This is a genomic window from Pseudomonas sp. HC1(2025) (assembly GCF_058742075.1).
On the sequence record NZ_CP196017.1, the window covers coordinates 4,125,874 to 4,152,443 of the forward strand.

28 protein-coding genes are annotated in these 26,570 nt (G+C 62.1%); all 28 read right to left on the reverse strand.

Annotated elements, in window-relative coordinates:
- Nucleotide 1: 1 nt before the first annotated feature.
- The 28 genes from fliA to fliS all read right to left on the reverse strand — a co-directional run bounded on the left by fliA (nucleotide 2) and on the right by fliS (nucleotide 26,440).
- Nucleotides 2-742, reverse strand: coding sequence for an RNA polymerase sigma factor FliA (fliA, locus tag ACSSVH_RS18255; RefSeq protein ID WP_029292560.1), 741 nt, complete (start codon nucleotides 740-742; stop codon nucleotides 2-4).
- A complete protein-coding gene (gene fleN, locus ACSSVH_RS18260; protein ID WP_003192912.1) occupies nucleotides 739-1,572 on the reverse strand; it encodes a flagellar synthesis regulator FleN in 834 nt (277 codons plus the stop codon). Before fleN ends, fliA begins: the two co-directional genes overlap by 4 nt.
- A gap of 101 nt (nucleotides 1,573-1,673) precedes the next feature.
- Nucleotides 1,674-2,990 (reverse strand): flagellar biosynthesis GTPase FlhF, encoded by a 1,317-nt coding sequence (flhF, locus tag ACSSVH_RS18265; protein WP_029292553.1) that lies wholly within the window; start codon nucleotides 2,988-2,990, stop codon nucleotides 1,674-1,676.
- Between the two features lie 11 nt (nucleotides 2,991-3,001).
- Entirely contained in the window at nucleotides 3,002-5,116 is a 2,115-nt protein-coding gene (gene flhA, locus ACSSVH_RS18270) for a flagellar biosynthesis protein FlhA (RefSeq protein WP_169955943.1), read from the reverse strand.
- Between the two features lie 144 nt (nucleotides 5,117-5,260).
- Nucleotides 5,261-5,464 carry a cold-shock protein gene (locus ACSSVH_RS18275; protein ID WP_170042620.1) on the reverse strand — a complete coding sequence of 68 codons (204 nt, stop codon included), beginning with the start codon at nucleotides 5,462-5,464 and terminating at the stop codon, nucleotides 5,261-5,263.
- 215 nt (nucleotides 5,465-5,679) lie between these two features.
- A complete protein-coding gene (gene flhB / locus ACSSVH_RS18280; protein WP_169955940.1) occupies nucleotides 5,680-6,816 on the reverse strand; it encodes a flagellar biosynthesis protein FlhB in 1,137 nt (378 codons plus the stop codon).
- A gap of 3 nt (nucleotides 6,817-6,819) precedes the next feature.
- The gene (gene fliR, locus ACSSVH_RS18285; RefSeq protein ID WP_038446990.1) at nucleotides 6,820-7,605 is read right to left on the reverse strand and encodes a flagellar biosynthetic protein FliR; all 786 of its coding nucleotides are present in this window, start codon (nucleotides 7,603-7,605) and stop codon (nucleotides 6,820-6,822) included.
- Nucleotides 7,606-7,609: 4 nt separating this feature from the next.
- Complete coding sequence (gene fliQ / locus ACSSVH_RS18290; protein ID WP_003192936.1) at nucleotides 7,610-7,879, reverse strand: flagellar biosynthesis protein FliQ; 270 nt, start codon at nucleotides 7,877-7,879, stop codon at nucleotides 7,610-7,612.
- 4 nt (nucleotides 7,880-7,883) lie between these two features.
- Nucleotides 7,884-8,627 (reverse strand): flagellar type III secretion system pore protein FliP, encoded by a 744-nt coding sequence (gene fliP / locus ACSSVH_RS18295; RefSeq protein WP_057438812.1) that lies wholly within the window; start codon nucleotides 8,625-8,627, stop codon nucleotides 7,884-7,886.
- The gene (gene fliO / locus ACSSVH_RS18300) at nucleotides 8,627-9,061 is read right to left on the reverse strand and encodes a flagellar biosynthetic protein FliO (RefSeq protein ID WP_169955938.1); all 435 of its coding nucleotides are present in this window, start codon (nucleotides 9,059-9,061) and stop codon (nucleotides 8,627-8,629) included. Before fliO ends, fliP begins: the two co-directional genes overlap by 1 nt.
- A gap of 1 nt (nucleotide 9,062) precedes the next feature.
- Complete coding sequence (gene fliN, locus ACSSVH_RS18305; protein WP_029292534.1) at nucleotides 9,063-9,530, reverse strand: flagellar motor switch protein FliN; 468 nt, start codon at nucleotides 9,528-9,530, stop codon at nucleotides 9,063-9,065.
- 43 nt (nucleotides 9,531-9,573) lie between these two features.
- Entirely contained in the window at nucleotides 9,574-10,542 is a 969-nt protein-coding gene (gene fliM, locus ACSSVH_RS18310) for a flagellar motor switch protein FliM (RefSeq protein ID WP_029292532.1), read from the reverse strand.
- 9 nt (nucleotides 10,543-10,551) lie between these two features.
- Nucleotides 10,552-11,055: a flagellar basal body-associated protein FliL gene (gene fliL / locus ACSSVH_RS18315; RefSeq protein ID WP_169955936.1), complete on the reverse strand. Its 504-nt coding sequence runs from the start codon at nucleotides 11,053-11,055 to the stop codon at nucleotides 10,552-10,554.
- 209 nt (nucleotides 11,056-11,264) lie between these two features.
- Nucleotides 11,265-12,584, reverse strand: a complete 1,320-nt coding sequence (locus tag ACSSVH_RS18320) for a flagellar hook-length control protein FliK (protein ID WP_169955934.1) — start codon at nucleotides 12,582-12,584, stop codon at nucleotides 11,265-11,267.
- Nucleotides 12,585-12,674: 90 nt separating this feature from the next.
- The gene (locus tag ACSSVH_RS18325) at nucleotides 12,675-13,001 is read right to left on the reverse strand and encodes an Hpt domain-containing protein (RefSeq protein WP_178121103.1); all 327 of its coding nucleotides are present in this window, start codon (nucleotides 12,999-13,001) and stop codon (nucleotides 12,675-12,677) included.
- 45 nt (nucleotides 13,002-13,046) lie between these two features.
- Nucleotides 13,047-14,759: an ATP-binding SpoIIE family protein phosphatase gene (locus tag ACSSVH_RS18330; RefSeq protein ID WP_170056959.1), complete on the reverse strand. Its 1,713-nt coding sequence runs from the start codon at nucleotides 14,757-14,759 to the stop codon at nucleotides 13,047-13,049.
- Entirely contained in the window at nucleotides 14,756-15,058 is a 303-nt protein-coding gene (locus ACSSVH_RS18335) for an STAS domain-containing protein (protein ID WP_169955928.1), read from the reverse strand. Before ACSSVH_RS18335 ends, ACSSVH_RS18330 begins: the two co-directional genes overlap by 4 nt.
- Before the next feature lie 469 nt (nucleotides 15,059-15,527).
- On the reverse strand, nucleotides 15,528-15,977 hold the full coding sequence (gene fliJ / locus ACSSVH_RS18340) for a flagellar export protein FliJ (RefSeq protein ID WP_057444567.1): 450 nt from the start codon (nucleotides 15,975-15,977) through the stop codon (nucleotides 15,528-15,530).
- A gap of 6 nt (nucleotides 15,978-15,983) precedes the next feature.
- Nucleotides 15,984-17,342 (reverse strand): flagellar protein export ATPase FliI, encoded by a 1,359-nt coding sequence (gene fliI / locus ACSSVH_RS18345; protein ID WP_169955926.1) that lies wholly within the window; start codon nucleotides 17,340-17,342, stop codon nucleotides 15,984-15,986.
- The gene (fliH, locus tag ACSSVH_RS18350) at nucleotides 17,332-18,096 is read right to left on the reverse strand and encodes a flagellar assembly protein FliH (RefSeq protein ID WP_169955925.1); all 765 of its coding nucleotides are present in this window, start codon (nucleotides 18,094-18,096) and stop codon (nucleotides 17,332-17,334) included. The genes fliI and fliH overlap by 11 nt, the downstream gene beginning before the upstream one ends.
- Before the next feature lie 10 nt (nucleotides 18,097-18,106).
- Entirely contained in the window at nucleotides 18,107-19,126 is a 1,020-nt protein-coding gene (fliG, locus tag ACSSVH_RS18355; RefSeq protein WP_029292514.1) for a flagellar motor switch protein FliG, read from the reverse strand.
- Nucleotides 19,119-20,894, reverse strand: coding sequence for a flagellar basal-body MS-ring/collar protein FliF (gene fliF, locus ACSSVH_RS18360; protein WP_170042618.1), 1,776 nt, complete (start codon nucleotides 20,892-20,894; stop codon nucleotides 19,119-19,121). Before fliF ends, fliG begins: the two co-directional genes overlap by 8 nt.
- A gap of 16 nt (nucleotides 20,895-20,910) precedes the next feature.
- Nucleotides 20,911-21,240, reverse strand: a complete 330-nt coding sequence (gene fliE, locus ACSSVH_RS18365) for a flagellar hook-basal body complex protein FliE (RefSeq protein WP_169955921.1) — start codon at nucleotides 21,238-21,240, stop codon at nucleotides 20,911-20,913.
- A gap of 131 nt (nucleotides 21,241-21,371) precedes the next feature.
- Nucleotides 21,372-22,751 (reverse strand): sigma-54-dependent transcriptional regulator, encoded by a 1,380-nt coding sequence (locus tag ACSSVH_RS18370; RefSeq protein ID WP_492633578.1) that lies wholly within the window; start codon nucleotides 22,749-22,751, stop codon nucleotides 21,372-21,374.
- Nucleotides 22,752-22,757: 6 nt separating this feature from the next.
- Nucleotides 22,758-23,969, reverse strand: coding sequence for a sensor histidine kinase (locus tag ACSSVH_RS18375; protein WP_178121051.1), 1,212 nt, complete (start codon nucleotides 23,967-23,969; stop codon nucleotides 22,758-22,760).
- Between the two features lie 110 nt (nucleotides 23,970-24,079).
- A complete protein-coding gene (locus ACSSVH_RS18380) occupies nucleotides 24,080-25,555 on the reverse strand; it encodes a sigma-54 dependent transcriptional regulator (RefSeq protein ID WP_169955919.1) in 1,476 nt (491 codons plus the stop codon).
- A 173-nt stretch (nucleotides 25,556-25,728) separates the two neighbouring features.
- Nucleotides 25,729-26,025 carry a flagellar protein FliT gene (fliT, locus tag ACSSVH_RS18385; protein ID WP_057438799.1) on the reverse strand — a complete coding sequence of 99 codons (297 nt, stop codon included), beginning with the start codon at nucleotides 26,023-26,025 and terminating at the stop codon, nucleotides 25,729-25,731.
- Between the two features lie 25 nt (nucleotides 26,026-26,050).
- Nucleotides 26,051-26,440, reverse strand: coding sequence for a flagellar export chaperone FliS (gene fliS / locus ACSSVH_RS18390; RefSeq protein ID WP_169955918.1), 390 nt, complete (start codon nucleotides 26,438-26,440; stop codon nucleotides 26,051-26,053).
- Nucleotides 26,441-26,570: the final 130 nt, after the last annotated feature.

The window sequence follows — 26,570 nt, forward strand, 5'->3', positions numbered from 1 at the left end:
GTCAGCGCGCTCGCCACTCTCCCAAACGCCCCCGCAAGCGGGCCGCGCATTGGCTATGTAGCTGGCTGACCCGCGATTCGCTGACCCCCAGGACCTCACCGATTTCCTTGAGGTTCAGCTCTTCGTCGTAGTACAGCGCCAACACCAGCCGCTCACGTTCCGGCAGATTGGCAATCGCCTCTGCCAGGGCGCCCTGGAAGCGTTCATCTTCCAGGTCGCGTGAAGGCTCCTGGTGAGCGCTCGCGCCATCCTCGTGCAGCCCTTCATGTTCGCCGTCCTGCAGCAGGTCGTCGAAACTGAACAGGCGGCTGCCCAAGGTATCGTTCAAAATCCCGTAGTAATCGTCGAGACTCAATTGGAGTTCGGCCGCAACTTCGTGATCTTTAGCGTCTCGACCGGTTTTTGCTTCAATTGAGCGAATTGCGTCACTCACCATCCGGGTATTGCGGTGGACCGAACGCGGCGCCCAATCACCTTTACGCACTTCATCGAGCATCGCGCCACGGATACGGATACCCGCATACGTCTCGAAACTCGCACCCTTGCTCGCGTCGTACTTGGTCGACACTTCGAGCAGGCCGATCATCCCCGCCTGGATCAGGTCTTCGACCTGGACACTGGCGGGCAGGCGTGCCAGCAGGTGGTAGGCAATGCGCTTGACCAGGGGCGCATAGCGCTCGATCAATTCGCCCTGGCTGTCACGCGCTGATTTTTTGTAAAGGTTGTAGCCGCTGGCTGTCATAGCACCGGTCCCGCACTCGTCTGATGCACCAATCGCTCGACGAAAAACTCCAGATGCCCCCGGGGATTGGCGGGCAGTGGCCAGGTATCGACCTTCTGAGCAATTGCCTTGAACGCCAACGCGCATTTCGAACGAGGGAACGCTTCATAGACTGCACGCTGCTTTTGCACAGCCTTGCGCACACACTCGTCATAGGGAACTGCGCCGACGTATTGTAAGGCGACATCGAGGAAGCGATCCGTGACCTTGGTCAACTTGGCGAACAGGTTGCGCCCTTCTTGCGGGCTCTGGGCCATGTTGGCAAGCACGCGGAAGCGGTTCATGCCGTAGTCGCGGTTGAGCAGTTTGATCAGGGCGTAGGCGTCGGTGATCGAGGTGGGTTCGTCGCAGACCACCAGCAATACTTCTTGCGCGGCGCGCACGAAGCTGACCACGGACTCGCCGATCCCGGCGGCAGTGTCGATCACCAGCACGTCGAGGTTGTCGCCGATATCACTGAAGGCCTGGATCAGGCCGGCGTGCTGCGCCGGGCTCAGATGCACCATGCTCTGGGTGCCGGAGGCGGCCGGGACGATACGAATCCCCCCAGGCCCCTGCAACAGCACGTCGCGCAGCTCACAGCGGCCTTCAATGACATCGGCCAGGGTATGTTTGGGCGTCAGTCCCAGCAGAACGTCAACGTTCGCCAGGCCCAGGTCGGCATCCAGCAGCATGACGCGGCGGCCAAGCTCTGCCAGGGCCAGGGACAAATTCACTGACACGTTAGTTTTCCCGACGCCACCTTTGCCGCCGGTCACCGCGATCACCTGTACGGGATGCATGCTGCCCATGTTCTTTCTTTACCTTGTCTTGCTTAGCCGCAGGCTACATAGGGTGGCCGCGGTAGCAGACCATCGATGTAGGTACATTGCACTGTGTTGCATGTTGCCGTTCAGCCGACCCGCTTGGCTGGGTTGTGATAGAGGTCGGCGAACATATCCGCCATCGCCTCTTCACTGGGTTCGTCCTGCATTTGCACACTGACCGCGCGGCTGACCAACTGATGACGGCGCGGCAGATGCAAGTCATCCGGGATCCGCGGCCCGTCGGTCAGGTAGGCGACCGGTAATTCATGGCTGATGGCAAGGCTCAACACTTCGCCCAGGCTTGCGGTTTCATCCAGCTTAGTCAGGATGCAACCGGCCAGCCCACAACGTTTGTAGCTGTGGTACGCAGCAGTCAGAACCTGTTTCTGGCTGGTTGTTGCAAGTACCAGGTAATTTTTCGACTTGATCCCGCGCCCGGCCAGGCTTTCCAGTTGCATGCGCAATGCCGGGTCGCTGGCTTGCAGGCCAGCGGTATCGATCAGCACCACGCGCTTGCGCAGCAGCGGGTCGAGGGCGTTGGCCAGGGACTGGCCCGGGTCGACATGGGTCACCGGCACATTGAGGATCCGGCCCAGGGTCTTGAGCTGTTCCTGGGCACCGATGCGGTAGCTGTCCATGCTCACCAGCGCAATGTTATGGGCGCCGTACTTGAGGACATAACGGGCGGCCAGCTTGGCCAGGGTGGTGGTCTTGCCCATGCCGGCAGGGCCGACCATGGCAATCACGCCACCTTCTTCAAGGGGTTCGATTTCCGGGGTCTGGATCATCCGCGCCAGGTGCGCCAGCAACATGCGCCAGGCCTGGCGAGGCTCTTCTATGCCGGTGGTCAGTTCCAGCAAGTCGCGCGACAACGGGCCGGACAGGCCGATGCGTTGCAGGCGACGCCAGAGGTTGGCCTGTTGCGGCTTGCTGCCTTGCAACTGGTTCCAGGCCAGCGAGCCCAACTGCACTTCCAGCAGTTCACGCAGGCCATTGAGCTCAAAACGCATCGAGTCGAACACGCGCTGGTCAACCGCAGCGGCCGGTGCTGGCGCGGCGGGACGTGGCGGCTCGACAAAAGTCGGTTCGACGAGTGGTTCGGCCGCCGTCAGCGGCAGGCCGGCAAACAATTGGCGATTGGTGGTCGCATCGCTGTCGCCACGCATGCTCAGCTCGGCCTGGGCCGAGACAATACGCGAGGCGGTCTTGCGCAACTCGTCTTCGAGTTCCATGTTCGGCACGCGCGGCGCCAAGGCCTGGGGTTTGTAATCCAGGGCAGCCGTCAGCTCGACACCGCCGGCAATGCGACGGTTACCGATAATAGCCGCGTCGGCGCCCAGTTCATCACGAACCAGCTTCATGGCCTGACGCATATCGGCGGCGAAAAAACGCTTTACTTGCATAACCCACTACCTCAGCCGTTGGGCCCTACTGTCGCGACGATAGTCACTTGCTTATTGTCAGGAATTTCCTGGTAAGCCAAAACGTGCAAATTCGGTACTGCCAGGCGTCCAAACCGCGACAACATCGCCCGGACGGGGCCTGCCACCAGCAGAATCACCGGTTGGCCCTGCATTTCCTGGCGCTGTGCGGCGTCAATCAACGAACGCTGCAGCTTTTCAGCCATGCTTGGCTCCAGCAGGACGCCCTCTTCCTGGCCCTGCCCTGCCTTCTGGATACTATTGAGCAATATTTGTTCCAACCTTGGTTCCAAGGTGATCACAGGCAGCTCAGAGTCAAGCCCTACAATGCTTTGGACGATGGCGCGCGACAAACCGACGCGCACCGCAGCCACCAGCGCGGCAGTATCTTGACTCTTGGCGGCATTGTTGGCGATAGCCTCGGCAATGCTGCGAATGTCCCGCACCGGCACCTGTTCGGCCAACAGCGCTTGCAGCACCTTGAGCAGTTGCGACAGCGACAACACCCCCGGCACCAGCTCTTCGGCCAGCTTTGGCGAGGCCTTGGCCAGCAATTGCATGAGTTGCTGGACTTCTTCGTGGCCAATCAACTCGTGGGAGTGCTTGTACAGAATCTGGTTGAGGTGGGTCGCCACCACCGTGCTGGCATCGACCACGGTGTAGCCCAGGGACTGCGCCTGGCTGCGCTGGCTGACTTCGATCCACACCGCGTCCAGGCCAAAAGCCGGATCTTTGGCGGTTATGCCGCTGAGGGTGCCGAAGACCTGGCCGGGGTTGATCGCCAGTTCGCGGTCGGGGTAGATCTCGGCTTCGGCCAGGGTCACGCCCATCAGCGTCAGGCGGTAGGCACTGGGGGCCAGGTCGAGGTTGTCGCGGATATGTACGGTGGGCATCAAAAAGCCCAGGTCCTGGGACAGCTTCTTGCGCACGCCCTTGATCCGCGCCAGCAACTGGCCGCCCTGGTTGCGGTCCACCAGGGGGATCAGGCGGTAGCCGACTTCCAGGCCGATCATGTCGATGGGGGTCACGTCATCCCAGCCCAACTCCTTGGTTTCCTGGGCGCGGGCCGGCGACGGCAGCAGGTCTTGCTGGCGCTCCACCTCTTTCAAGGCCTGGACCTTGATGGTGTTCTGCTTTTTCCAGAACAGGTACGCCCCGCCGGCGGCCAGCGCGGCCATGGTCAGGAACGAGAAATGCGGCATGCCCGGCACAATGCCCATGATCGCCATGATGCCGGCCGCCACGGCCAGGGCCTTGGGTGAGGCGAACATCTGGCGGTTGATCTGCTTGCCCATGTCTTCGGAGCCGGACGCACGGGTGACCATGATCGCCGCAGCTGTCGATAACAACAGTGATGGCAATTGCGCCACCAAACCGTCACCAATGGTCAACAGGGCGTAAACCTTGCCTGCATCGCCAAAGGTCATGCCGTGCTGGAAGATACCGACCGCCATGCCGCCGATCAGGTTGATAAACAGGATCAACAGGCCGGCGATGGCGTCGCCGCGCACGAACTTGCTGGCACCGTCCATGGAGCCATAGAACTCGGCTTCCTGGGCCACTTCCGAGCGGCGGGCCTTGGCCTGGTTCTGGTCGATCAGGCCGGCGTTGAGGTCGGCGTCGATCGCCATTTGCTTGCCGGGCATGGCGTCGAGGGTAAAACGCGCGCTGACCTCGGAAATCCGCCCGGCGCCCTTGGTCACCACCACGAAGTTGATGATCATCAGGATCGCAAACACCACGATACCGACCACGTAGTTACCGCCGATCACCACCTCGCCGAAGGCCTGGATCACCTTGCCGGCGGCGGCGTGGCCGTCCTGGCCGTGCAGCATCACCACCCGCGTGGAGGCCACGTTAAGGGCCAGGCGCAGCAGCGTGGCAACCAGCAAAATGGTGGGGAAGACCGCAAAGTCCAAAGGCCGCAGCGCGTACACGCAAACCAGCAGCACGACGATAGACAGGGCAATGTTGAAGGTGAAGAACACGTCCAGCAGGAACGGCGGCATCGGCAACATCATCATTGCCAGCATGACCAACAGCAACAACGGCACACCCAGATTGCCTCGCGAGAGGTCCGTCAGAGTGCCACGGGCTGTGTTGAACATATTAGAGCGATCCACCGGTATTCCTCGTCACCTTGAAGCAAACTTTTGACGCCGAGAGGCGTCCTGAAGGCGGTATTGCAAGAAGCCTTCCAACTTTTGCTTCAGGGACGAGATCGTTCCCACGCAGGCGCGTGGGAACGACCATCAGAGTGGACGCACGTTTGATGCCTGCTTGCCTTTCGGACCCTCTACAACCTCATATTCCACCTTCTGGCCCTCCGCCAGCGACTTGAAGCCGTTGCTTTGAATGCTCGAGAAGTGCACAAACAGGTCCTCTCCTCCGGCGTCTTGCGTGATGAATCCAAAGCCCTTTGAATCGTTAAACCACTTCACCGTACCCGTTGCCATTGCCCTTCTCCCAAATCAGTGCCTGTTCCCGGTCTATCAAAGCGCCCTGCACGGGGGCTGGCTACTGTCAAAGTTGACAGGTCGGAAGGGAGTTGGACGAACGGTAAACACCTGTTCCGACGCCATCGCGGGCCAGCCTGGCTCCCACATTGGAATGCGATCAAATGTGGGAGCCGGGCTTGCCCGCGATGACGTCGAAAGAGGCAGCAGAAGACTCAAGAATCGCGCCGCAAATCCGGCGGAATCGGCAAGTCCTTGAGCGGATCCGGGCGTTTGCCCTTGCCCGCGCGGTATTGGCGAATCTGGTAGACATAGGCCAGCACCTGGGCCACCGCCAGGTACAACCCGGCCGGGATCTCGTGATCGAGATCGGTGGAATAGAAGATCGAACGCGCCAGCGCCGGCGATTCCAACAGCAGGATGTCGTTGGCCTGGGCGATTTCGCGGATTTTCAAGGCAGTGAAGTCGCTACCCTTGGCCAGCAAGAGCGGCGCGCCGCCCTTCTCGGCGTCGTATTTGAGCGCCACGGCGTAGTGGGTCGGGTTGGTGATGACCACATCTGCATCCGGCACCGAAGCCATCATCTTGCGCTGGGACATGTCGCGTTGCAGTTGGCGGATGCGCTGCTTCACTTCCGGCCGACCTTCCTGGTCCTTGTGCTCGTCGCGCACTTCCTGCTTGGTCATCAGCAGTTTCTTGTGGCTTTCCCACAGCTGGATCGGCGCATCCACTGCGGCAATCAGGATCAGGCCGCAGGCCATCCACAATGCGCTCCAGCCCACCAACTGCACGCTGTGGATGATCGCCAGCTCCAGCGGTTCATGGGCGATGCGCAGCAAGTCGTCGATGTCTGACTTCAACACCACCAGCGCCACGAACAGGATGATAAAAAATTTCGCCAGGGCCTTGAGCAGCTCTACCACAGCCTTGGCGGAGAACATGCGCTTGATCCCCGCACCGGGGTTCATCCGACTGAATTTAGGCGCCAGGCTGCCGGCCGCAAACAGCCAGCCACCCAGGGAAATCGGCCCGATGATCGCCGCCAGGAGCAAGGTGATCAGCACCGGCTGCGCGGCCAGGATCGCGATCTTCCCCGAGTGCAGCAGGTAGATGCCCATGGCGCGCGGGTCCAGCAGCACATCCCGGGGCAGGGAGAAGTTGTGCTTCATGATCTCCATCAAGTCCTGGGCCAGGCCGCCGCCGTAGATCAGCAGGCCACCGGCACCGGCGAGCATCACCGCCAGGGTGTTGAGCTCTTTGGAGCGGGCAATCTCGCCCTTTTCCCGGGAGTCCTTTTTACGTTTCTCCGTGGGGTCTTCTGTCTTGTCCTGACCACTCTCGCTTTCGGCCATGGCTTAGCGCGCCCGTGCCAGATCACGTAAGAACTGCAAGGCGTCACTGGCCAGCGGTTGATACTGATTGAGAATGTCGGCCAGGCCGATCCAGAAAATCCCCAGGCCCAACACCAGGGTCAGCGGGAAACCAATGGCGAAGATATTCAACTGCGGCGCGGCGCGGGTCATCACGCCGAAGGCAATGTTGACCACCAGCAACGCGGTGATCGCCGGCAGTACCAGCAGCAACGCCGCGCCCAGCACCCAACTGAGGCGGCCGACCACTTCCCAGAAGTGATTGACGATCAGCCCCTCGCCCACCGGCAAGGTGGTGAAGCTCTCGGTGAGGATCTCAAACGCCACCAGATGGCCGTTCATGGCCAAAAACAGCAAGGTCACCAGCATGGTCAGGAACTGCCCGATCACCGCCACCGACACGCCGTTGGTGGGGTCGACCATGGACGCGAAGCCCATGCCCATCTGGATCGAGACGATTTGCCCGGCAATCACGAAGGCCTGGAAGAACAGAGTCAGGGAGAAGCCCATCAAGGCACCGATCAGGATCTGTTCGGCAATCAGCAGTAGCGCACTGAGGTCCAGGGCGTTGACCGGCGGCATCGCCGGCAGCGTCGGCACGATGACCACGGTAATCGCCACCGTGAAAAACAGGCGTACGCGCTTGGGCACCAGGGTCGTGCCGATCACCGGCATGGTCATCAGCAACGCGCCCACACGAAACAGCGGCAGGATGAACGCGGCCACCCAGGTGCTGATCTGGGTGTCGGTCAATGCCAGCAAGGACTGCATCAGGTCAGCCGATCAACTGCGGAATACTGCCGTACAGCTGCAGGATGTATTCCATGAAGGTCTGCACCAGCCAGGGGCCGGCCACGATCAGCGTGACCAGCATGACCAGCAAGCGCGGGAGGAAGCTCAGGGTCTGTTCGTTGATCTGCGTGGCAGCCTGGAACATCGCCACCAGCAAACCGACCAACAGGCTGGGCACCACCAGCACGGCGACCATCAGGGTGGTCAGCCACAATGCTTCACGAAACAGGTCGACGGCGACTTCCGGGGTCATGGCGCTATACCCCTCCGAAACTGCCGGCCAGGGTGCCGATAATCAGCGCCCAACCGTCCACCAGGACAAACAGCATGATCTTGAACGGCAACGAAATGATCAGCGGCGACAGCATCATCATACCCATGGCCATCAGCACACTGGCCACCACCAGGTCGATGATCAGGAACGGGATAAAGATCATGAACCCGATCTGGAACGCGGTCTTGAGCTCCGAGGTGACGAACGCCGGCACCAGGATCGTCAGCGGCGCCTGGTCCGGGCTGGCGATATCGGTGCGCTTGGACAGGCGTACAAACAGTTCCAGGTCACTGGAACGGGTCTGCGACAGCATAAAATCCTTGATCGGGCCCTGGGCCTTTTCCACCGCATCCTGGGCGGTCATTTTCTCCGCCAGGTAGGGTTGCAGGGCTTGCTGGTTCACCTTGTCGAACACCGGCGCCATGATAAACAGCGTCAGAAACAGCGCCATGCCGGTAAGGATCTGGTTCGACGGGGTCTGCTGCAGGCCCAGGGCCTGGCGCAGAATCGAGAACACGATAATGATCCGGGTGAAGCTGGTCATCAGCATGACGAACGCCGGGATAAAGCTCAGCGCGGTCATGATCAGCAGGATCTGCAGACTGACCGAATACTCCTGGGCCCCGGCCGCGTTAGTGCCCAGGGTGATCGCCGGGATCGACAACGGGTCGGCGCCGAACGCCAGGGGCGCGGCCAGCAACAGCATGAGCGCCAATAGAACGCGCATTACTTCTTATCCTTCTGGTCCTTGCCCATCAGCTCCATCAGGCGCTGGGCGAACTCCGGTGTGGCGGCCTCGGTCTGGGCCACGCTCACCGGATGCTTGAGCACGTGCAACGGGGTAATCCGGCCAGGGGTGAGGCCGAGCAGGATCTGTTCCTCGCCCACCTGCACCAGCACCAGGCGATCACGCGGCCCCAGGGCCCGCGACCCCACCAGCTCGATGACCTGGGCATGGCCCGGGCCAATGCGCTGTACCCGGCGCAACAACCAGGCGAGGGCAAAGATCAACCCCACCACCAGCAACAGGCCGAGCACCAACTGAGTCAGTTGCCCAGTTACGCTGCCGCCGCCGGCCGGCGCGGCGACCTGGGCCACCGGTTCAGCCGCGAAGACGCCCAGCGGCAGCGCCCACAACAGTCCCAGCAAGCGGCGACTCATCTCAGCGCAGCTTCTTGATACGTTCGCTGGGGCTGATCACGTCAGTCAGGCGGATGCCGAACTTCTCGTTGACCACCACCACTTCGCCATGGGCGATCAGCGTGCCGTTGACCAGCACATCCAGCGGCTCGCCAGCCAGGCGATCAAGCTCGATCACCGAACCCTGGTTGAGTTGCAACAGGTTGCGGATGTTGATTTCGGTGCTGCCCACTTCCATGGAAATCGACACCGGGATATCGAGGATCACGTCCAGGTTGGGCCCATCGAGCGATACGGGCTCATGGTTCTTCGGCACGCTGCCAAACTCTTCCATGGGCAGGCGGTTACCCACCGGCGCAGTGGCGGCGTCGGCCGCCAGCAAGGCGTCGATATCGTCCTGGCCTGCATCGCCAGTCTCTTCCAGGGCAGCCGCCCATTCGTCAGCCAGGGCCTGGTCTTCGGCGGAAGTGTTTTCGTGTTCGGTAGCCATTACATGTCCTCGGCGCAGCAAAAATCATCAATTAGGGGATGCATCAGCGACGGTTGATCGGCTCAACCACTTGCAACGCCAGGTTCCCTTTGTGGGAGCCGAGCTTGACCTTGAACGACGGCACGCCATTGGCGCGCATGATCAATTCGTCCGGCAGTTCGACGGGAATCACATCCCCCGGCTGCATGTGCAAAATATCGCGCAGGCGCAACTGGCGGCGCGCCACGGTGGCACTCAGCGGCACATCGACATCCAGCAAGTCTTCGCGCAGGGCCTTGACCCAGCGTTCGTCCTGGTCGTCGAGGTCGGACTGGAAGCCGGCGTCGAGCATCTCGCGCACCGGCTCGATCATCGAGTACGGCATGGTCACGTGCAGGTCGCCGCCGCCGCCATCGAGTTCGATATGGAAGGTGGAGACCACAATGGCTTCGCTGGGCCCGACGATGTTGGCCATGGCCGGGTTCACTTCCGAGTTGATGTACTCGAAATTGACTTCCATGATCGCCTGCCAGGCTTCCTTCAAGTCGATAAAGGCCTGCTCCAGCACCATGCGCACGACGCGCAACTCGGTGGGGGTGAACTCGCGGCCTTCGATCTTGGCGTGACGGCCGTCGCCGCCGAAGAAGTTGTCCACCAGCTTGAACACCAACTTGGCGTCGAGGATGAACAAGGCGGTGCCGCGCAACGGCTTGATCTTGACCAGGTTCAGGCTGGTAGGCACGTACAGCGAATGCACGTACTCGCCAAACTTCATCACCTGCACGCCGCCCACCGCCACGTCCGCCGAGCGGCGCAGCATGTTGAACATGCTGATCCGGGTGTAGCGGGCAAAACGCTCGTTGATCATCTCCAGGGTCGGCATGCGTCCACGGACGATGCGATCCTGGCTGGTCAGGTCATAACTTTTGACGCTGCCGGGCTCGGCAGCCATTTCGGTCTGTACCAGACCATCGTCGACACCATGCAACAGGGCGTCGATTTCATCCTGGGACAGCAGGTCTTGCACGGCCATGTCGTGATCCTACTGCAATACGAAATTAGTGAAGAGCGCCTGCTCGACCACGACTTTGCCCAGTTCTTTCTGGGCCACTTCCTGCACGCTGGCCGTGACTTTCTGGCGCAGCATTTCCTGGCCCACGGGGGTGGCCAGGCTATCGAAACTCTGCCCGGAGAACAGCATCACCAGGTTGTTGCGGATCACCGGCATATGCACCTTGAGCGCATCGAGGTCCGCCTGGTTGCGCGCCAGCAGGGAAATACTCACCTGCAGGTAGCGCTGGCGACCGTTCTGGTTGTAGTTGGCGACAAAGGCCGGGAGCATCTGCTCGAAAATTGCCGGTTGCTTGACGTTGCTGGCAGTCTCGGCCGCAGGTACCGGCTTGCTCTGGGCACTGTGCATAAAGTACCAGGTAGCCCCCACCGACACGCCGATGGCCAGTAACAAGGCCACGACAATCAGCAGGATCATCTTGAGCTTGCCCTTGCCTGCTGCAGGTGCTGTTGCTGCGTCGTCACTCTTCGCCATGCCAATAATCCGTCACTATTCGGGGTTTCATAGATCCACGGGAAGGCAAGAGCAAGTGTTATGCCAGAGTTGTCTGCGGTGAGGGGGAACGCGTCAATGTAGGAGCTGGCTTGCCTGCGATAGCGGTGTATCAGGCGCGAACTATGTCGCTGACACACCGCTATCGCAGGCAAGCCAGCTCCCACATTTTGATCGGCGCCAGTTTCAGGTCAGGCGTAGTAGTCCACGGCGCTGGAGCCGATGACGGACTGGGCTATCGGTGCCGCCACTTCGGTGACTTCGCCAGCCAGGCCCGTATCATGCCCGTCGCTGTGTCCGCCACTGCCGCTGACACCCCGCGCCTGGTTCTGCTGTTGTTCCTGGCCCTGGCCCTGCCAGCCACGGGACTGGTCGGACACGTTCACGTCGACCTGGCCCATGCCCTGCTGGGCGAACATCTCCCGCAGGCGCCCGGACTGGCTTTCCAGGGCCTCGCGCACGGCGGCATGGCCGCTCATGAAGTTCACCTGAGCCTGCTGATCGGCCGTCATGTTCACGCGGATATCCAGGCGCCCCAGCTCGGCAGGCTGCAATTGGATATCGGCAGACTTGAGGTTGGCGCTGGACAGGTACATGACCCGGTTCACCACTTCCTCGGTCCAGCCGCCCTGGTGCATGGCCAGTGGCTGGTTATTCAGTGGCAAGGCGTTGGCGGTCTTGGGCGTGGCAGCCTGGGTCAGGGCGGCCAGGCGATTGGCGAAGTCATCGACGCGGGTGTCGCTGCTCGCGCCCTTCAAGTCCTTGAGGCCGTCTTCGAGCAGGCCGCTAAAGGCCTTTTCGCCACCCTGGTCGGTGCTGTCCTTGGCCGCCTGCTGGTCGACCATGGCCGCCAGGCCGTTGCTGAAGTTCTGCGCGGCGGTAGGTTCGGCCTGGGTTGGCAGGTTCTTTTGCGTAGCCTGGCTGCTGGCGGACACATGACCGCCCTGCTCCATCGCCAGGCGCACAGCCGGCAATGAGTCCAGCGGGTCGGCTTCCGGGTCGAAGGCAGGTGCAACTTCTTCAGTGACCGGCGGCGTGGTCAGCAGCGGCGTGGCGACTTCCTCCACCACGGCGGTCTGAACCGCTACCGGTGCGGGTGTCACGGCCGCGATCAAGGCCGGATCGACCACCCCATCGACCGCTGGCGGCTGGGCTTGCGCCAGGTCCTTGTCGGTATTTTTATCGTCATCGCTGCTGGCTGGCGCGTCCGCCTTGGCGGGCGGCGTGGCAGGCAAAGTCTTGCCGCTATCGGCAACGGCTGGAGTGCCAGCGGCAGGCTTGTCGTTGCCGACATCCTTCTTCGCGCTGGTGTCGGTCGGCTTGTCGCGGCTGGGCTTGGGCGCCATATCCACAGCCTTGGCGGGTGGCGCCTTGGACTCCTTGGCGAACACCTGTGCAAAGCCTGGCGCTTTGGCCCGCGTGTCCGCGGCCGTTGCCTGCGCATTGGCGGGGGAAGCCTGCGGCTTGACCGCGGGAGCGGCCTGCAGGAGCGAGTTGGGGGCTAGAGGCATAAGTCAGGTCTCCGCTGCGCAGGGTCGAGGGCGCAGGCAGAAGATAGAGAGCAAAAGTCGGGCCAGCTTTTCCAACCAGCCCCGCCAACCCTAGAAGCGCTGGCGCTCCGACTCGTACAGCGGCTTGACCAACGCGAACTCGTGATCAATCTGGTCGACCAGATTGCCCAGGTCGCTAATCTCATTCTTGGCCGACTCGACCTCCAGGCGCTGGCACAGGCGCGCCAGGCGCACCGCACCGAGGTTGCCGCTGCTGCCTTTGAAGCTGTGGGCTATGCGCCCCAGCGCCTTGGCGTCATCGCGGGCCTTGCGCAAGGCTTCGACACGTTTTTGCGAGTCATCGAGGAAGGTGTCGAGCAAATGGGGATAGTCGCCCTCCATCACTTCCTGCAAACCCACCAACACTTCACGGTCCATATGTTTGTGCGTCACTTGTTCGCTCCTTGATCAAGAATCGGCGGATTATGCCAGAGCCACCCAGCAAAACTCCACGCACACACTGCGCCCGCCATCCGCCCAGCGTACATTGCTGCTCAGTTGCCGCACCAGGCTCAGCCCGCGCCCGGACAGGCGGTCGACATCCAGCGGGCGCGCCAGGACTTTTTCCACATCAAAGCCCGGGCCGCTATCTTCGATACGCAGGCTCAGGCTCCCGCCCGCCTCGGTCGGCACCACGTCCAGGTGCACACGCACGTAGCCACTGCTCAACTGGTCGAGCCGCTCGTTGCGCTGGCGATAATAGCGGGCAAAGCCTTGCACATCGCGCTTGAGCTGGGAGTCCAGGCCCAGCACACCATGTTCCAGGGCATTGGAGTACAGCTCGGCCATCACGCTGTACAGCGCCCCGCTCTGACCACGCAGGCCGTGGATTTCCAGGAGTAACTGCAACAGGTACGGCAACGGGTTGTAACGCTTGAGGGTCTCGGCCCGAAACTCGAAACTCACCGACCAGTCCAGCGGGCACGACTGCCCGCTGTCGGTGTACAGCAGGGTCGCCGGGTACAGGGGCTGCTCGGCCAGCAAACGGATCTCGACCATGCTGATATCGTCCCGCACCTGGCCACGGAACGCGGCCAGCGCCTGCTCGATCTCGACAAACAGGCGCTCGGGCTCGCGGTTGGCAGAAAACACCTGCTGCAAGCGCTCCACCCCAAACAATTGCTCGTTGGCATCAGCGGTATCGATCACGCCATCAGACAGCAGGAACACCCGGTCGCCCAAGGCCATCGGCCAGACCTCGGTGCGGTCATCAAAGGCCTCGGGGGCCAGCACGCCCAGCGGCAAATGCCGCGACACCAGCGGCGTTCGGCGCCCCGTGGCCACGTCATGCACATAGCCATCGGGCATGCCGCCGTTCCACACCTCCACCACCCGCCGCTGCACACTGAGGCACAGCAGCGTGGCGCAGCAGAACATGTCCACCGGCAGGATGCGCTTAAGCTTGGCGTTCATCTCCCGCAGGGTCTGCGCCAGGCCGTAGCCCTTGGCGGTCATGCCATAGAACACCTCGGCCAGGGGCATCGCGCCGACGGCGGCCGGCAAGCCATGGCCGGTGAAATCGCCCAGCAACACATGCATATCGCCCGACGGCGTGTAGGCCGCCAGCAGCAGGTCGCCATTGAACAGCGCATAGGGCGATTGCAGGTAACGGATGTTGCGCGCGGCATTCAGGCAGCCGGAGTGGGCGACCTTGTCGAACACCGCCTTGGCCACCCGCTGCTCATGCAGCAGGTAGTCATGGTGCCGGGCGATCTGGTCGCGCTGCTCAAGTACGGTGGCCTGCAACCGGCGCAGGCGGTCCATGGCATTGATCTTCGCCGCCAGGATGATCCGGTTGTAGGGTTTGGCCAGGAAGTCATCGCCGCCGGCATCCAGGCAGCGTGCCAGGGCTTCACTCTCACGCAGGGACGTGAGGAAGATGATCGGCACCAGCGCCTCGCCGGCCAACTGCTTGATCTGCCGGGCCGCCTCGAAGCCATCCATCACCGGCATCAAGGCATCCATCAACACCAACTGCGGGCGCTCGCGGGCAAATACCTGCACCGCTTGCGCGCCGTCACTGGCGGTGAGCACTTGATGGCCCTGGCCGCGCACGATGGTCGAGAGCAACAAAAGATCGGTAGCGCTGTCTTCAGCGATCAGCACGGTCAGGGTTTCGGGAGCCTGGGCGCTCAACTGATAGCAAACAGTTTGTCGAAGTTGGAGATCGCGAGGATCTTGCGCACGTCAGAGTTGCTGTTGATCACACGCACATCTGCCGCGTTACCCGCATGATCGCGCAGCAACAGGAGCATGCCCAGGGCCGAACTGTCGAGATAGGTGGCCTCTTTCAAGTCCACGATGTAGGTCTGGGGGACCTTGTAGAACCGCTCATAGGCATCACGAAAGGCCTGGTGACTGCCGAAATCGAACCGGCCCTTGATTGCGATCGTCAACTCCTTCCCATCCAGGGACACTTCTGACGCGACTGACATACGACTGCTTCCTTGTCGTGGGTAGGTGCAACAAGGTTTAGCAGGTGATCGCAGAGTGGGCAACAAACGCAATCAAATGGGTGGCGCGCTTGGGTGCTGCGGGCTTGGCCTAATGCTGATCAGTCAAGCGAACGCAATGCTCAACGCATTGAAGATCAAATGTGTGTGTGGCTTGCCTGCGGTGGCGGTGGATCAGGTGCCAGAAGTAGTGACTGGACTGCCGCTATCGCGGGCAAGCCCGCTCCCACAGGGGATCTCACTGGGGAAGAGAATGTTGGCACCACCACAGATCAAGTGTGGGAGCGGGCTTGACTGACGGGCATCAGGGCAAGCCCTGGACAGCGGTTTATCAGAAACAAATGAGCGACTGATCCACCGCTAGCGCAGCATGAGCCTCTACACAACTCTTCGATGGTTCTTGGGTTGTATAGATACTCATAGCTATCGCAATTTTTGCCTGCCGGCGTGGCTAGTATTGATCCTGACGCGGCAGGCGCTGAGACAGTTCATCGAGCAGCTTTTGCTCGCGCTTGTCCTCCAGCGCCCGTGCTTCGTCGATGTAGCGCTGCACCAGCTTGCGCAGGCCTTCGACCCGGGCGTAGGCCTGTTGCCAGCCTTCGCGGGCCTTGTCCAGGTTGTTCTGGTGCCAGGCCAGGCTCTGGCGCTGCTGGCCGACGGCGCTTTCCAGCTGGTTGAGAAAGTGCTGGTAGTTCATCAGCCACTGCCCGGAAACCCCCTTGCTGCCGCGATCGATCCACTGCTGCTGGTATTCGCCCCGAAAGCGCTCCAGGTCGCCCAGCTTGCTCTCGGCCAGGCGTACCTGGCCCTGGAAATGCCCCAGGCGCTGGGCGGCGGTGCGTTCGGCGCTTTCGGCCATCTCCACCACGGGAGCAAGGCGCGCGGCGCGACTGGTTGCCATGGCCGGTTAACCGCCAGGCGCAGGCGCGAACACCGAGGCCAGGTGCGCTTCGCTTTCGGCCATGCTGATGTTGTCGTTCAGGCCCTGGCGCAGGTAGGTCACCAATTGCGGCTGCAGGGCAATCGCCAGGTCGGTCTCGCGGTCGCCGCCGGCCACATAGGCGCCGACGCTGATCAGGTCGCGACTCTGCTGGTAGCGCGACCACAACTGCTTGAACTGCTGGGCGCGGGTCATATGTTCGGCGCTGACCACCGACGGCATGACCCGGCTGATGGAGGCCTCGATATCGATGGCCGGGTAATGCCCTTCCTCGGCCAGGCGCCGCGACAGCACGATGTGCCCGTCGAGCACGCCCCGCGCCGAGTCGGCAATCGGGTCCTGCTGGTCATCGCCTTCGGACAACACGGTGTAGAACGCCGTGATCGAGCCGCCACCGGCCTCGGCATTCCCCGCCCGCTCCACCAGCTTGGGCAGCTTGGCGAACACGGACGGCGGATAACCCTTGGTCGCCGGCGGCTCGCCAATGGCCAGGGCGATTTCCCGCTGGGCCTGGGCGAAACGCGTGAGCGAGTCCATCAGCAACAGGACATTCTTGCCCTTGTCGCGAAAATATTCGGCAATCCGCGTGCAGTACATGGCCGCGCGCAGACGCATCAGCGGCGCGTCGTCCGCCGGGGACGCCACCACCACCGAGCGCTTGAGGCCTTCTTCACCGAGGATATGCTCGATGAACTCCTTCACCTCACGGCCCCGCTCGCCGATCAACCCGACCACGATGATGTCGGCCTCGGTAAAGCGCGTCATCATGCCCAGCAGCACACTCTTGCCCACGCCGGTACCGGCGAACAGGCCCAGGCGCTGGCCGCGACCGACCGTCAATAAACCGTTGATACAGCGAATGCCCACGTCCAGCGGCTGGCTGATGGGGTTGCGCTTGAGCGGGTTGATGGTCGGGCCGTCCATCGGCACCCAGTCTTCGGCCTTCATCCCGCCCTTGCCGTCCAGCGCACGGCCGGCGCCGTCGAGCACCCGCCCGAGCATGCTCATGCCCATCGGCAGGCGCCCGGTATCGGCCAGCGGCACGACCCGCGCGCCCGGCGCGATGCCGGCGAGGCTGCCGACGGGCATCAGGAAAATCTTGTTGCCGGAAAAGCCCATGACTTCCGCTTCCACCTGTACCGGGTGGTAACTGTCATCGTTGATCACCAGGCAGCGGCTGCCCATGGCGGCGCGCAGGCCTTCGGCTTCGAGGGTCAGGCCGACCATGCGCAGCAGGCGGCCTTCAAGGATCGGCTGGCCGGGCAACTCGGTGGCTTCGATATAACCGCCCAGGCGCTTGGCGAAGCTGGTGCGGTCAAGGCGCATCAGGCGCGTCCAGGTCGGTGCTCAGGTCGGGCGCCGCTGGGTGCAGGGCCTGTTCGTGCAACTGGTCGAACAGCTTGGCCATGATCTGCGTGATGCGCGTCTCGACCGTAGCATCGATCCGGCTGTGCTCGGTCTCGACCCGGCAACCACCGGGCTGCAACGCGGCATCCTCGACAATCCGCCAAGTTTCCTCATGGCGCTCGCGCAGGGCTTTGACCTGCTCGAAATCCTGCGGGTTGATGTACAGCCGCACGTTGCCGACGCCCAGGGGCAGCAGCTTGAGGGCTTCGCGCATCACGCTTTCAATCTGGCTGGAGTCCAGCGCCAGTTCACGCTGGATAACCTGGCGAGTGATGTGTTCCACCAGGCCCACCATGGCTTTTTCCAATTGCGAGTCCTGCTCGGCAATCGGCGCAAACAGGCTGCCCATCAGGCGCTCCAGGCTGGCCAGTTTCACACTGAGGGCCGCGTCAGCTTCCTGGCGGACCTTGAGGGTGGTGCTGTGGAAACCTTCTTTCTCGCCAGTGGCAAAGCCTTCGTTGTAAGCCTCCTGGCGGATGCTTTCGAGCTCTTCGAGGGTCAGTGGCTGGACTTCGTCCAGGGGCACTTCTTCCATTTCCACCGGCACTTCTTCCACCGGCTCAGGCTCGGGCTCAGGCTTGTGCGGGTCGAAGCTGGGCAGCGACCAGACGTCGAACCCGCCGACGTCCCGGGCGCGAATCAGATCGCTGGGCGTCTCATCATTGTTCGACATGCGCTGGGCCTTAGATCATTTCTTCGCCGCCCTTCCCGCCGAGAACGATTTCTCCGGCTTCGGCCATACGGCGGGCAATGGTGAGGATTTCTTTCTGCGCGGTTTCCACGTCGCTGACGCGCACCGGGCCCTTGGCTTCGAGGTCGTCGCGCAACAGTTCGGAGGCACGCTTGGACATGTTCTTGAAGATCTTTTCCTTGACGCCCTCGTCCGAACCCTTGAGGGCCAGCACCAGCACATCGGAGGACACTTCGCGCAGCAACGCCTGGATGCCACGGTCGTCGACATCGGACAGGTTGTTGAACACAAACATCAGGTCTTCGATCTGCACCGACAGGGTGTCGTCGATCTCGCGGATCGAGTCCATCAACTGGCCTTCCACCGAACTGTCGAGGAAGTTCATGATGTCGGCCGCGCGCTTGATACCACCCAGGGTGGTGCGGGCCGCGTTGGAGTTGCCGGAGAACTGCTTCTCCAGGATCGTGTTCAGTTCTTTCAAGGCCGCCGGTTGCACGGTGTTCAACGACGAGACGCGCAGGATGATGTCCAGGCGCACCTTGTGGTCGAAATGGCCGAGTACTTCGCCGGCCTGGTCCGGGTCCAGGTAAGCCACGACAATCGCCTGGATCTGCGGGTGCTCGTAACGGATCACGTCCGCCACCGCCCGCGGCTCCATCCACTTGAGGCTGTCCAGGCCACTGGTGTTGCCGCCCAGCAGGATGCGGTCGATCAGGCCGTTGGCCTTGTCTTCGCCCAGGGCCGAGGTGAGCATCTTGCGGATATAGCTGTCGGAGCCGACGCCCAGGCTGGTCTGGTCGCCGACGATCTCGACGAACTCGCTCATCACCTGCTCGACTTGCTCACGGTGCACATTGCGCATCTGCGCCATGGCTACGCCGACCCGTTGCACTTCCTTGGGGCCCATATGGCGCAGCACTTGGGCCGCGTCGGTCTCACCCAGGGACAGCAACAGCACGGCGGCTTTGTCGACCCGGGTCAGCTTGGCAACAGAGGCTCGATTATCACTCATCTGCGTTGATCCACTCTTTCACGACCTGGGCCACACGACCCGGATCTTCTGCCACCAGACTTTTGATTGCATTCAACTGCGCGTCATACCCTTCGCTCGGGCTTGGCAGCAGAATGCTCTGCGGCCCGCCGAGGCTGACGCGGTCGTTGGCCAGTTCGCCATCCAGGCCGCCCATGCCACCCAACTCGACATCGCCGAACGGCGCCAACTGCTTCTTGCCGTGGCCGGTGATGTTGTTGAGCACAGGGCGCAGCACGCCAAACACCAGCACCAGGATGAACAACACCCCCAGCACTTGCTTGACGATGTCCCAGAACCAGGGTTGAGAGTAGAACGGAATATCGGCGATCACCTCGCCGCGCTCCAGGGAGAACGGCATGTTGATCACGCTGACGCTGTCGCCACGGCTGGCATCGAAGCCCACGGCGTCCTGTACCAGGCGGGTGAAGCGCGCCAATTCATCGGCGGTCCACGGCGCGCGGGTAGTTTCGCCGTTGGCGGCGTTGATCTTGACCTGGTCGTCCACCACCACCGACACCGACAGGCGGTTCAAGCGCCCTTGCTGTTGCTTGGTGTGGCTGATAGAGCGGTCCAGCTCGAAGTTCTTGGTGGACTGCTGACGCTTGTCGGCCGGGTATGGCGCGAGCATCGGCTGGCCGGTGGCCGGGTCCATGATTTGCTGGCCGTTGGCGTCCAGCAGTGGCTGGCCCGGCTGCACGGCGCTGGCGGTCGCGGCGGCGCCACCGGTGGTTTGCGGGGCACTGGCCGGGGCTGGCGGCTGATTGCTCAGGGCGCCGGGTACACCTTGCGGCGGACCATTGGCGGCGGTGCGCTGCTCGCTGGTCGATTGCTCGCTGCGCAGGGCCGGCTGGTCGGGGTTGAACTGCTCGGAAGTCGACTCGACGGCGCTGAAGTCCACGTCGGCAGACACTTCAGCCTTGTAGCGGTCGTTGCCCAGCACCGGTTGCAGGATGTTGTGCACACGCTGGGTGAGCATGCTTTCCATGCGGCGGCTGTAGTCGAACTGCTTGCCGGCCATGGTCAGCGCGGAGTTTTCCGCCTGGTCGGAGAGCAGGTTGCCCTTCTGGTCAACCACGGTGATCTGCGACTTGCTCAACTCGGGCACGCTGGTCGCCACCAGATTGACGATGGCCAGGACCTGGCCCGGCTCCAGGGAGCGCCCGGCAAACAGCTCGACCAATACCGAGGCGCTGGGCTTGCGCTCGTCGCGTACGAATACCGAGCTTTTTGGGATGGCCAGGTGCACACGGGCACCCTTGACGTTATTCAGGCTGGCGATGGTGCGCGCCAGTTCGCCTTCCAGGCCGCGACGGTAGCGGGTGGCTTCCATGAACTGGCTGGTACCCAGGCCCTGGTCTTTATCGAGAATCTCGAAGCCGATGTTGCCATCGGTCGGCGCCACACCCGCGCCGGCCAGCTTCAGGCGGGCACGGGCGACGTCGTCGGCCTTGACCAGCAAGGCGCCGGAGTTGGGTTCGATGGTGTAGGCGATATCGGAGGCGGCCAGGGTTTCCATGACCTGCTTGGCATCCATCCCCGCCAGGCTGCCATAGAGCGGCCGGTAATCGGGCTGCTGGGACCACAACACCACGGCAAAACCAATCGCCACGCTGGCAGCCAGGCCGACCATCAGGCCCACCTGACGCAACATGGTCATTTCGGAGAGGTTTTCCAGGAACGACAGGCCAAACAGCGGCGGCTTGCCGTCTGTCTTGGCGGGTACGTTATCCACGACTGCTTCTGCCATGACTTAAATCTCGTCCTTAAACCGGCATCTGCATGATGTCTTGATAAGCCTGAACCAGCTTGTTACGCACCTGGGTCAGAGCCTGGAAGGAAACGCTGGCTTTTTGCGAAGCGATCATCACGTCGGTGAGATCCACGCCGCTCTTGCCGATTTCAAAGGCCGTCGACAATTGAGTGGACGCCTGCTGGGTGTCGCTGACTTTGTTGATGGCTTGGCCGAGCATGTCGGCAAAGCTGCTTTGGCCCAATTCCGGCACTTGCGCGACGGATTTCGGCTGGGACATGGCGTCCATTTGCATGGAACGCATATCCAACATCAACCGATTGAACTCAACACCTTGGCTCATGAACTTCTCTCTCCGACGACCCGCAATTTTTTGACACTACGCAGCGGTTAGTACGGGTAGTAGCAACAAGGGTGCCAGCTCCCTGGCAACTCGTAAGAAAAGCCAACAAACCTTGTCAGCCAATGTATATCTCAGCTGGCGAAAAGGAACGCTTCCACATCCATCCCGGCATCGCGCATTTGCGCCAGCTTGTAGCGCAGGGTGCGCGGGCTGATGCCCAGGCGCTCGGCCGCCTCTTTGCGCCGGCCACGCTCGGCGCGCAGGGTGTCGATGATCATCTGGAATTCACGGCGCCGCAGGTCGTCGCCCAGGCCACCGGCAGCCTCGGCCGGGGCGCTTTCCAGCGGGGTTGGGGCCAGGCTCGGCATCGGCGCAGAACCGGCGCCGACGGCCAGGCAGAAGTCCTGGGGCTGGATCAGGCCGCCCTGCTGCAAAATCAGCGCGCGCTGGATCGCGTTGTCCAGTTCGCGCACGTTGCCAGGCCATGGGTAACTGATCAGGCAGGCCTGGGCCTCGGCCGACAGGCGCGCCTGGGCGTGCTTCATTTTATTGACGTGCTTGCTCAGCAGGCGCTCGGCCAGTGGCACGATGTCGGCCGGGCGCTCACGCAGCGGGCGCCAGGCCAGCGGGAACACCGAAAGCCGGTAGAACAGATCTTCACGAAAGCGCCCCGCCGCCACTTCGCCGGCAAGGTCGCGGTTGGTGGTGGCGACCACGCGGATATCCAGCTGGATCGGCTTGCGCGCCCCCACCCGCTCCACTTCGCGCTCTTGCAGCACGCGCAGCAGCTTGGCTTGCAGGCCCAGGGGCATTTCGGAGATTTCGTCGAGCAGGATGGTGCCGCCATCGGCCTGCTCGAACTTGCCGGCTTGGGCGGCAATGGCGCCGGTGAACGAGCCTTTTTCATGGCCGAACAAGGTGGCTTCGAGCATGTTGTCGGGGATTGCCGCGCAGTTGATCGCGATAAACGGCTGGCTGGCCCGATGGGATTGCTGGTGGATGTAGCGCGCCAACACTTCCTTGCCGGTACCCGACTCACCAGAGATCAGCACCGTGGAGTCACTGCGGGCGACCTTGGCCGCCAGCTCGAGCAATTGCGCACTGGCCGGCTCGAAGGCGATCGGGCCCTCGCCGTCTGCCGCGCCCACCACGCCAAGCGCATGGCGCGCCACCAGCTCGATCAGCGCCCTGGGCTCGAATGGCTTGACCAGGTAGTCCGCCGCGCCCTGGCGCATGGCATCGACCGCGCGCTCTACCGCGCCGTGGGCGGTCATCAACAGCACCGGCAGTTGCGGTTGGCGTGCGCGCAGCAGGCCGAGCAACTGGTGGCCGTCCATGCCGGGCATATTGACGTCGCTGACCACCAGGCTGAAGGACTCTTGCTCCACCGCCGCCAAGGCTTCCTCGGCCGAACCGACCGCCCGATAGTCATGGCCCGCCAACAGCAGCGTGTCAGCCAGTGCTTCACGCAGGGCGCGATCGTCTTCAACCAGTAAAACCTTGATAGCCATTTATCCTTACTCCGCGCTTGCCGCGCCTGAAAACAGCGGCAGCGTTATCAATGCACAGGTGCCGCGCCCCACACGGGAGCGCAACTGCAATTCTCCCTGATGAGCACGGGCCACTGCCTTGACCACGGTCAGCCCCAGGCCGGTCCCGTTGGTCTTGGTGGTAAAGAAAGGTTCGCCCAGGCGTTGCAGCACCGCCGGATCAATCCCGCTGCCGCTATCGCTGATGCACAGGCGCAGGGTTTGCCCGCGGCTGTACAGGTGCACTTTGAGCCGCGCCCCCGGGCCGCTGGCCTGGCTGGCGTTTTCGATCAGGTTGAGCAGCGCGCCTACCAGGGTGTCGCGGTTGCACAGCAACTCGCCCCAATGGCTGTCGCACTGCCAGCGCACCGACGCTTCCTGGACATGGGTGGCGGCGGCGGCTTGCAGCGCCTGCAGCAAGGCGGCGGGCGTGACGCGGTCGGTCAGCGGCAATTCGCCCCGGGCGAAGACCAGCATGTCGCGCACCTGGTGCTCCAACTCATGCAGGCGCTCCTTGAGCCGCCCGGCAAACCGCTGATGGGTGGCGGCTGGCAATTGCTCATCAGTCAAATGACTGGCGTAGATCAAGGCGGCGGACAACGGCGTGCGAATCTGATGCGCCAGAGAAGCGACCATCCGCCCCAGGGACGACAGGCGTTCATGGCGCGCCAATTGGTCCTGCAGGTGCCGGGTTTCTGTCAGGTCGTTGAGCAGCACCAGTTGGCCGGGCTCGGCATCCAGGGAACGGGTGGCGATGGACAGGCGGCGCCCATCCTTGAGGGAAATTTCGTGACCGTCGTCTTCACGGGGGGCAAAGCAGCGGGTGATGACATGGCGCCACAGCTCGCCTTCCAGCGGCAGGCCCAGCAGGTCGCAGGCTGCCGGGTTGGCTTCGCGCACGCGGCCCTGGTCGTCGATCACGATCACGCCACCGGGCAACAGGTCGAGGAGGTTTTGCAGGCGGTTGGCCAGGCGCTCTTTCTCGGCCAGCTCTTGCATGCGCTGGGCGCTGACCACCGCCAACTCGCCCTTGAGCTCCGAAACCCGGGCTTCCAGCAGGCTGTAGGAGTCCGTCAACTGGCTGGACATCTGGCTGAACAGCGAAAACGCCTGCTCAAGCCCTTGCCGGCTGATCTGCTCTACGGACGGGACAAGTCCCTGGGTGTCAGGGACTGAAGAAAGGTGGGCGGCGTGGGGCATCGTGCTCTCTCGCTTGGCTGACCGTCAGTTAAACGGAACGTTGCGAGTGCTATAGCAATACCCGTGCCTAAAAAAATATCCTTATTTTTCAGCAGGTTGAAAAACAGGCGTCAATCATCCGCCTGTTCATCACCTTCACGCCGGCTCATGCCGTACTTGCGCATCTTCTCCACCAGGGTGGTGCGGCGGATGCGCAGGCGCTCGGCGGCACGGGCAACGATGCCATTGGCGTCGTCCAGGGCCTGCTGGATCAACCCTTGTTCGAGGCTGCCGAGGTAGTCCTTCAGGTCCAGGCCTTCGGGCGGCAACATGGCGGTGGCGCCGAAGTCCGGGGTGTGGCCGTTGATCGCGACGCGTTCTTCGAGGTCGCTGCGCAGGCTGTCCACCAGTTGCTCGTCTTCATCGTCGACGTAGCGGAATTTCTTCGGCAACTCGACCACGCCGATCACCCCGTACGGATGCATGATCGCCATGCGCTCCACCAGGTTGGCCAGCTCGCGCACGTTGCCCGGCCAGCCGTGGCGGCACAGGGACATGATCGCGGCAGAGTTGAAACGGATCGAGCCGCGCTTTTCGTGTTCCATGCGCGAGATCAGTTCGTTCATCAGCAACGGGATGTCTTCCACGCGCTCGCGCAGCGGGGCCATCTCGATGGGGAATACGTTGAGGCGGTAGTACAGGTCTTCGCGGAAGCTGCCGACCTCGATCATGCTTTCGAGGTTCTTGTGGGTGGCCGCGATGATGCGCACATCGACGCTCTGGGTCTTGTTGCTGCCCACACGCTCGAAAGTGCGCTCCTGCAATACGCGCAGCAGCTTGACCTGCATCGGCAGCGGCATATCGCCGATTTCGTCGAGGAACAGGGTGCCGCCGTTGGCCAGCTCAAAACGCCCGGCACGGCTGGTGATCGCCCCGGTGAAGGCGCCCTTCTCGTGGCCGAACAGTTCGCTTTCGAGCAGCTCCGCAGGGATCGCCCCACAGTTGACCGGCACGAAAGGTCCGTCGCGGCGCTTGGAGTGGTAATGCAGGTTACGCGCGACCACTTCCTTGCCGGTGCCGGACTCGCCGAGGATCAGCACGCTGGCATCGGTATCGGCCACTTGCTGCATCATCTGGCGCACGTGCTGGATCGCACGGCTGGTGCCGACGAGGCTGCGGAACAGGTTGGGTTCGCGGTGACGTCCACGCTCGCGGGCCTGGTCGTACATCTCGCGATAGACCTGGGCACGGTGCAGGGAGTCGAGCAATTTGCTGTAGCTGGGGGGCATTTCCAGGGTGGAAAGCACACGGCGGCGCTGGTCTTCCGGCAAATCCACGGAAGAAATATCGCCCATCAGCAACACCGGAAGGAACTCATCCCAGGTTGAGAGTGTCTTTAACAGGCCAGGAACTGCGCCAGGAGCGTTTACCGTCCCGATCAGCACACAGATGACTTCACGGCTCGACGACAAAGAGCTGACCGCCTGCTGCCAATCGTGGCTACCGCAGGGCAAATTTTCTTCGCCAAGAAAATTCAAAATCACCGCCAAGTCGCGGCGACGGACGCTATCGTCATCAATCAGCAGAATTTTCGTTTCACGCCACATGCAATAGCAACTTCCCTAGTAAAACTCTAATGCCCTCGAATCGGGGCAATCTAGATAGCTGTAGGCGTTTTCTGCGCTACGGATACCTGACGTCTGAAAATAGCACTAGTTAAGTCAAAATTATGCGAGCAGTCAAATTTATGACGCGCTATGTTCGGATTAACTGAGCCAGATCAGCCGAACAGATGGTAAACCTTTGACGCATTTTTCGCTTGGTTGATCTGCGACATCTCTTCAAATATCGCCTGGCGCTCGCCGGTCGTCACTTCCAGCAACTGCTGGTAGACCGCTAACAGGCTTTCCAGCTTCTCCCGCAGCGCGTCCTCGTCCACCGGCGCTTCGCTGAGCACCTCGTCGATCCAGACACGGCAGCCCATGTCCAATTCGCTGATCGCATCCCAATTGCGCTCTGCCAGCGCGCCAACCAAAGCGTCGCGGGTTTCGTCAATCCGTTGCAGTGCGTGGCTCATGCTGTGTTCCTCAAGGCCGACGGCCTTATTGTGGCGCGATGGCATCCCAGCCTTGTTTCACGGTGATCATCAGGCGGGCAACTTCGTCGATAATTTCGGGATCGTTGCTGGAATTGGCTTGAACCAGACGTGTATTCATATATTCGTACAGACTGTCCAACTGCTGGATCGCGGCAGGATCGTCAGCCTTCTCTTCATCGAGCCCTTGACGCAACCCAGTGATGATGTCGATAGCCTTGGCAATCAGTACGCATTTTTGAGCCACGTCGCCACGGGCCATTGCCCCTTTGGCCTGAGCCATACGATCAAGGCCGCCCTCAAGCAGCATCTGGATCAGGCGGTGAGGGCTGGCCTCGGACACCTGAGCGTGGGAGTTAACCTTCTGATATTGGCGAAGGGCTTTCATCGGGTTCATGTTGCTACCTCGTTACACGCCATGGGCGAATAGGTTTGCTCTAACCAGTTTTTCGACCAGGACGTAAAAAACTTTAATCCAGCACTCGCCCCCCGAAGGAGCTGACGTACCCTTCTTGAGCACGTCAGCC

What these genes read in the sequence shown, in the direction of transcription:
- ACSSVH_RS18335 (WP_169955928.1), bottom strand. Translation starts at nt 15,058, where the DNA reads ATGTCAGTCGCGTCAGAAGTGTCCCTGGATGGGAAGGAGTTGACGATC.
- fliA (WP_029292560.1), bottom strand. Translation starts at nt 742, where the DNA reads ATGACAGCCAGCGGCTACAACCTTTACAAAAAATCAGCGCGTGACAGC.
- fliL (WP_169955936.1), bottom strand. Translation starts at nt 11,055, where the DNA reads ATGGCGAAGAGTGACGACGCAGCAACAGCACCTGCAGCAGGCAAGGGC.
- fliF (WP_170042618.1), bottom strand. Translation starts at nt 20,894, where the DNA reads ATGGCAGAAGCAGTCGTGGATAACGTACCCGCCAAGACAGACGGCAAG.
- fliE (WP_169955921.1), bottom strand. Translation starts at nt 21,240, where the DNA reads ATGAGCCAAGGTGTTGAGTTCAATCGGTTGATGTTGGATATGCGTTCC.
- ACSSVH_RS18275 (WP_170042620.1), bottom strand. Translation starts at nt 5,464, where the DNA reads ATGGCAACGGGTACGGTGAAGTGGTTTAACGATTCAAAGGGCTTTGGA.
- ACSSVH_RS18325 (WP_178121103.1), bottom strand. Translation starts at nt 13,001, where the DNA reads ATGGACCGTGAAGTGTTGGTGGGTTTGCAGGAAGTGATGGAGGGCGAC.
- ACSSVH_RS18375 (WP_178121051.1), bottom strand. Translation starts at nt 23,969, where the DNA reads ATGCCCCACGCCGCCCACCTTTCTTCAGTCCCTGACACCCAGGGACTT.
- ACSSVH_RS18370 (WP_492633578.1), bottom strand. Translation starts at nt 22,751, where the DNA reads ATGGCTATCAAGGTTTTACTGGTTGAAGACGATCGCGCCCTGCGTGAA.
- fliO (WP_169955938.1), bottom strand. Translation starts at nt 9,061, where the DNA reads ATGAGTCGCCGCTTGCTGGGACTGTTGTGGGCGCTGCCGCTGGGCGTC.
- fliQ (WP_003192936.1), bottom strand. Translation starts at nt 7,879, where the DNA reads ATGACCCCGGAAGTCGCCGTCGACCTGTTTCGTGAAGCATTGTGGCTG.
- fliS (WP_169955918.1), bottom strand. Translation starts at nt 26,440, where the DNA reads ATGAACCCGATGAAAGCCCTTCGCCAATATCAGAAGGTTAACTCCCAC.
- fliT (WP_057438799.1), bottom strand. Translation starts at nt 26,025, where the DNA reads ATGAGCCACGCACTGCAACGGATTGACGAAACCCGCGACGCTTTGGTT.
- ACSSVH_RS18380 (WP_169955919.1), bottom strand. Translation starts at nt 25,555, where the DNA reads ATGTGGCGTGAAACGAAAATTCTGCTGATTGATGACGATAGCGTCCGT.
- fliR (WP_038446990.1), bottom strand. Translation starts at nt 7,605, where the DNA reads ATGCAGTCCTTGCTGGCATTGACCGACACCCAGATCAGCACCTGGGTG.
- fliI (WP_169955926.1), bottom strand. Translation starts at nt 17,342, where the DNA reads ATGCGCCTTGACCGCACCAGCTTCGCCAAGCGCCTGGGCGGTTATATC.
- fliJ (WP_057444567.1), bottom strand. Translation starts at nt 15,977, where the DNA reads ATGGCAACCAGTCGCGCCGCGCGCCTTGCTCCCGTGGTGGAGATGGCC.
- ACSSVH_RS18320 (WP_169955934.1), bottom strand. Translation starts at nt 12,584, where the DNA reads ATGCCTCTAGCCCCCAACTCGCTCCTGCAGGCCGCTCCCGCGGTCAAG.
- flhB (WP_169955940.1), bottom strand. Translation starts at nt 6,816, where the DNA reads ATGGCCGAAAGCGAGAGTGGTCAGGACAAGACAGAAGACCCCACGGAG.
- fliG (WP_029292514.1), bottom strand. Translation starts at nt 19,126, where the DNA reads ATGAGTGATAATCGAGCCTCTGTTGCCAAGCTGACCCGGGTCGACAAA.
- fleN (WP_003192912.1), bottom strand. Translation starts at nt 1,572, where the DNA reads ATGGGCAGCATGCATCCCGTACAGGTGATCGCGGTGACCGGCGGCAAA.
- fliM (WP_029292532.1), bottom strand. Translation starts at nt 10,542, where the DNA reads ATGGCCGTGCAAGACCTGCTGTCCCAGGATGAAATCGACGCCCTGTTG.
- fliH (WP_169955925.1), bottom strand. Translation starts at nt 18,096, where the DNA reads ATGTCGAACAATGATGAGACGCCCAGCGATCTGATTCGCGCCCGGGAC.
- fliP (WP_057438812.1), bottom strand. Translation starts at nt 8,627, where the DNA reads ATGCGCGTTCTATTGGCGCTCATGCTGTTGCTGGCCGCGCCCCTGGCG.
- fliN (WP_029292534.1), bottom strand. Translation starts at nt 9,530, where the DNA reads ATGGCTACCGAACACGAAAACACTTCCGCCGAAGACCAGGCCCTGGCT.
- flhF (WP_029292553.1), bottom strand. Translation starts at nt 2,990, where the DNA reads ATGCAAGTAAAGCGTTTTTTCGCCGCCGATATGCGTCAGGCCATGAAG.
- flhA (WP_169955943.1), bottom strand. Translation starts at nt 5,116, where the DNA reads ATGTTCAACACAGCCCGTGGCACTCTGACGGACCTCTCGCGAGGCAAT.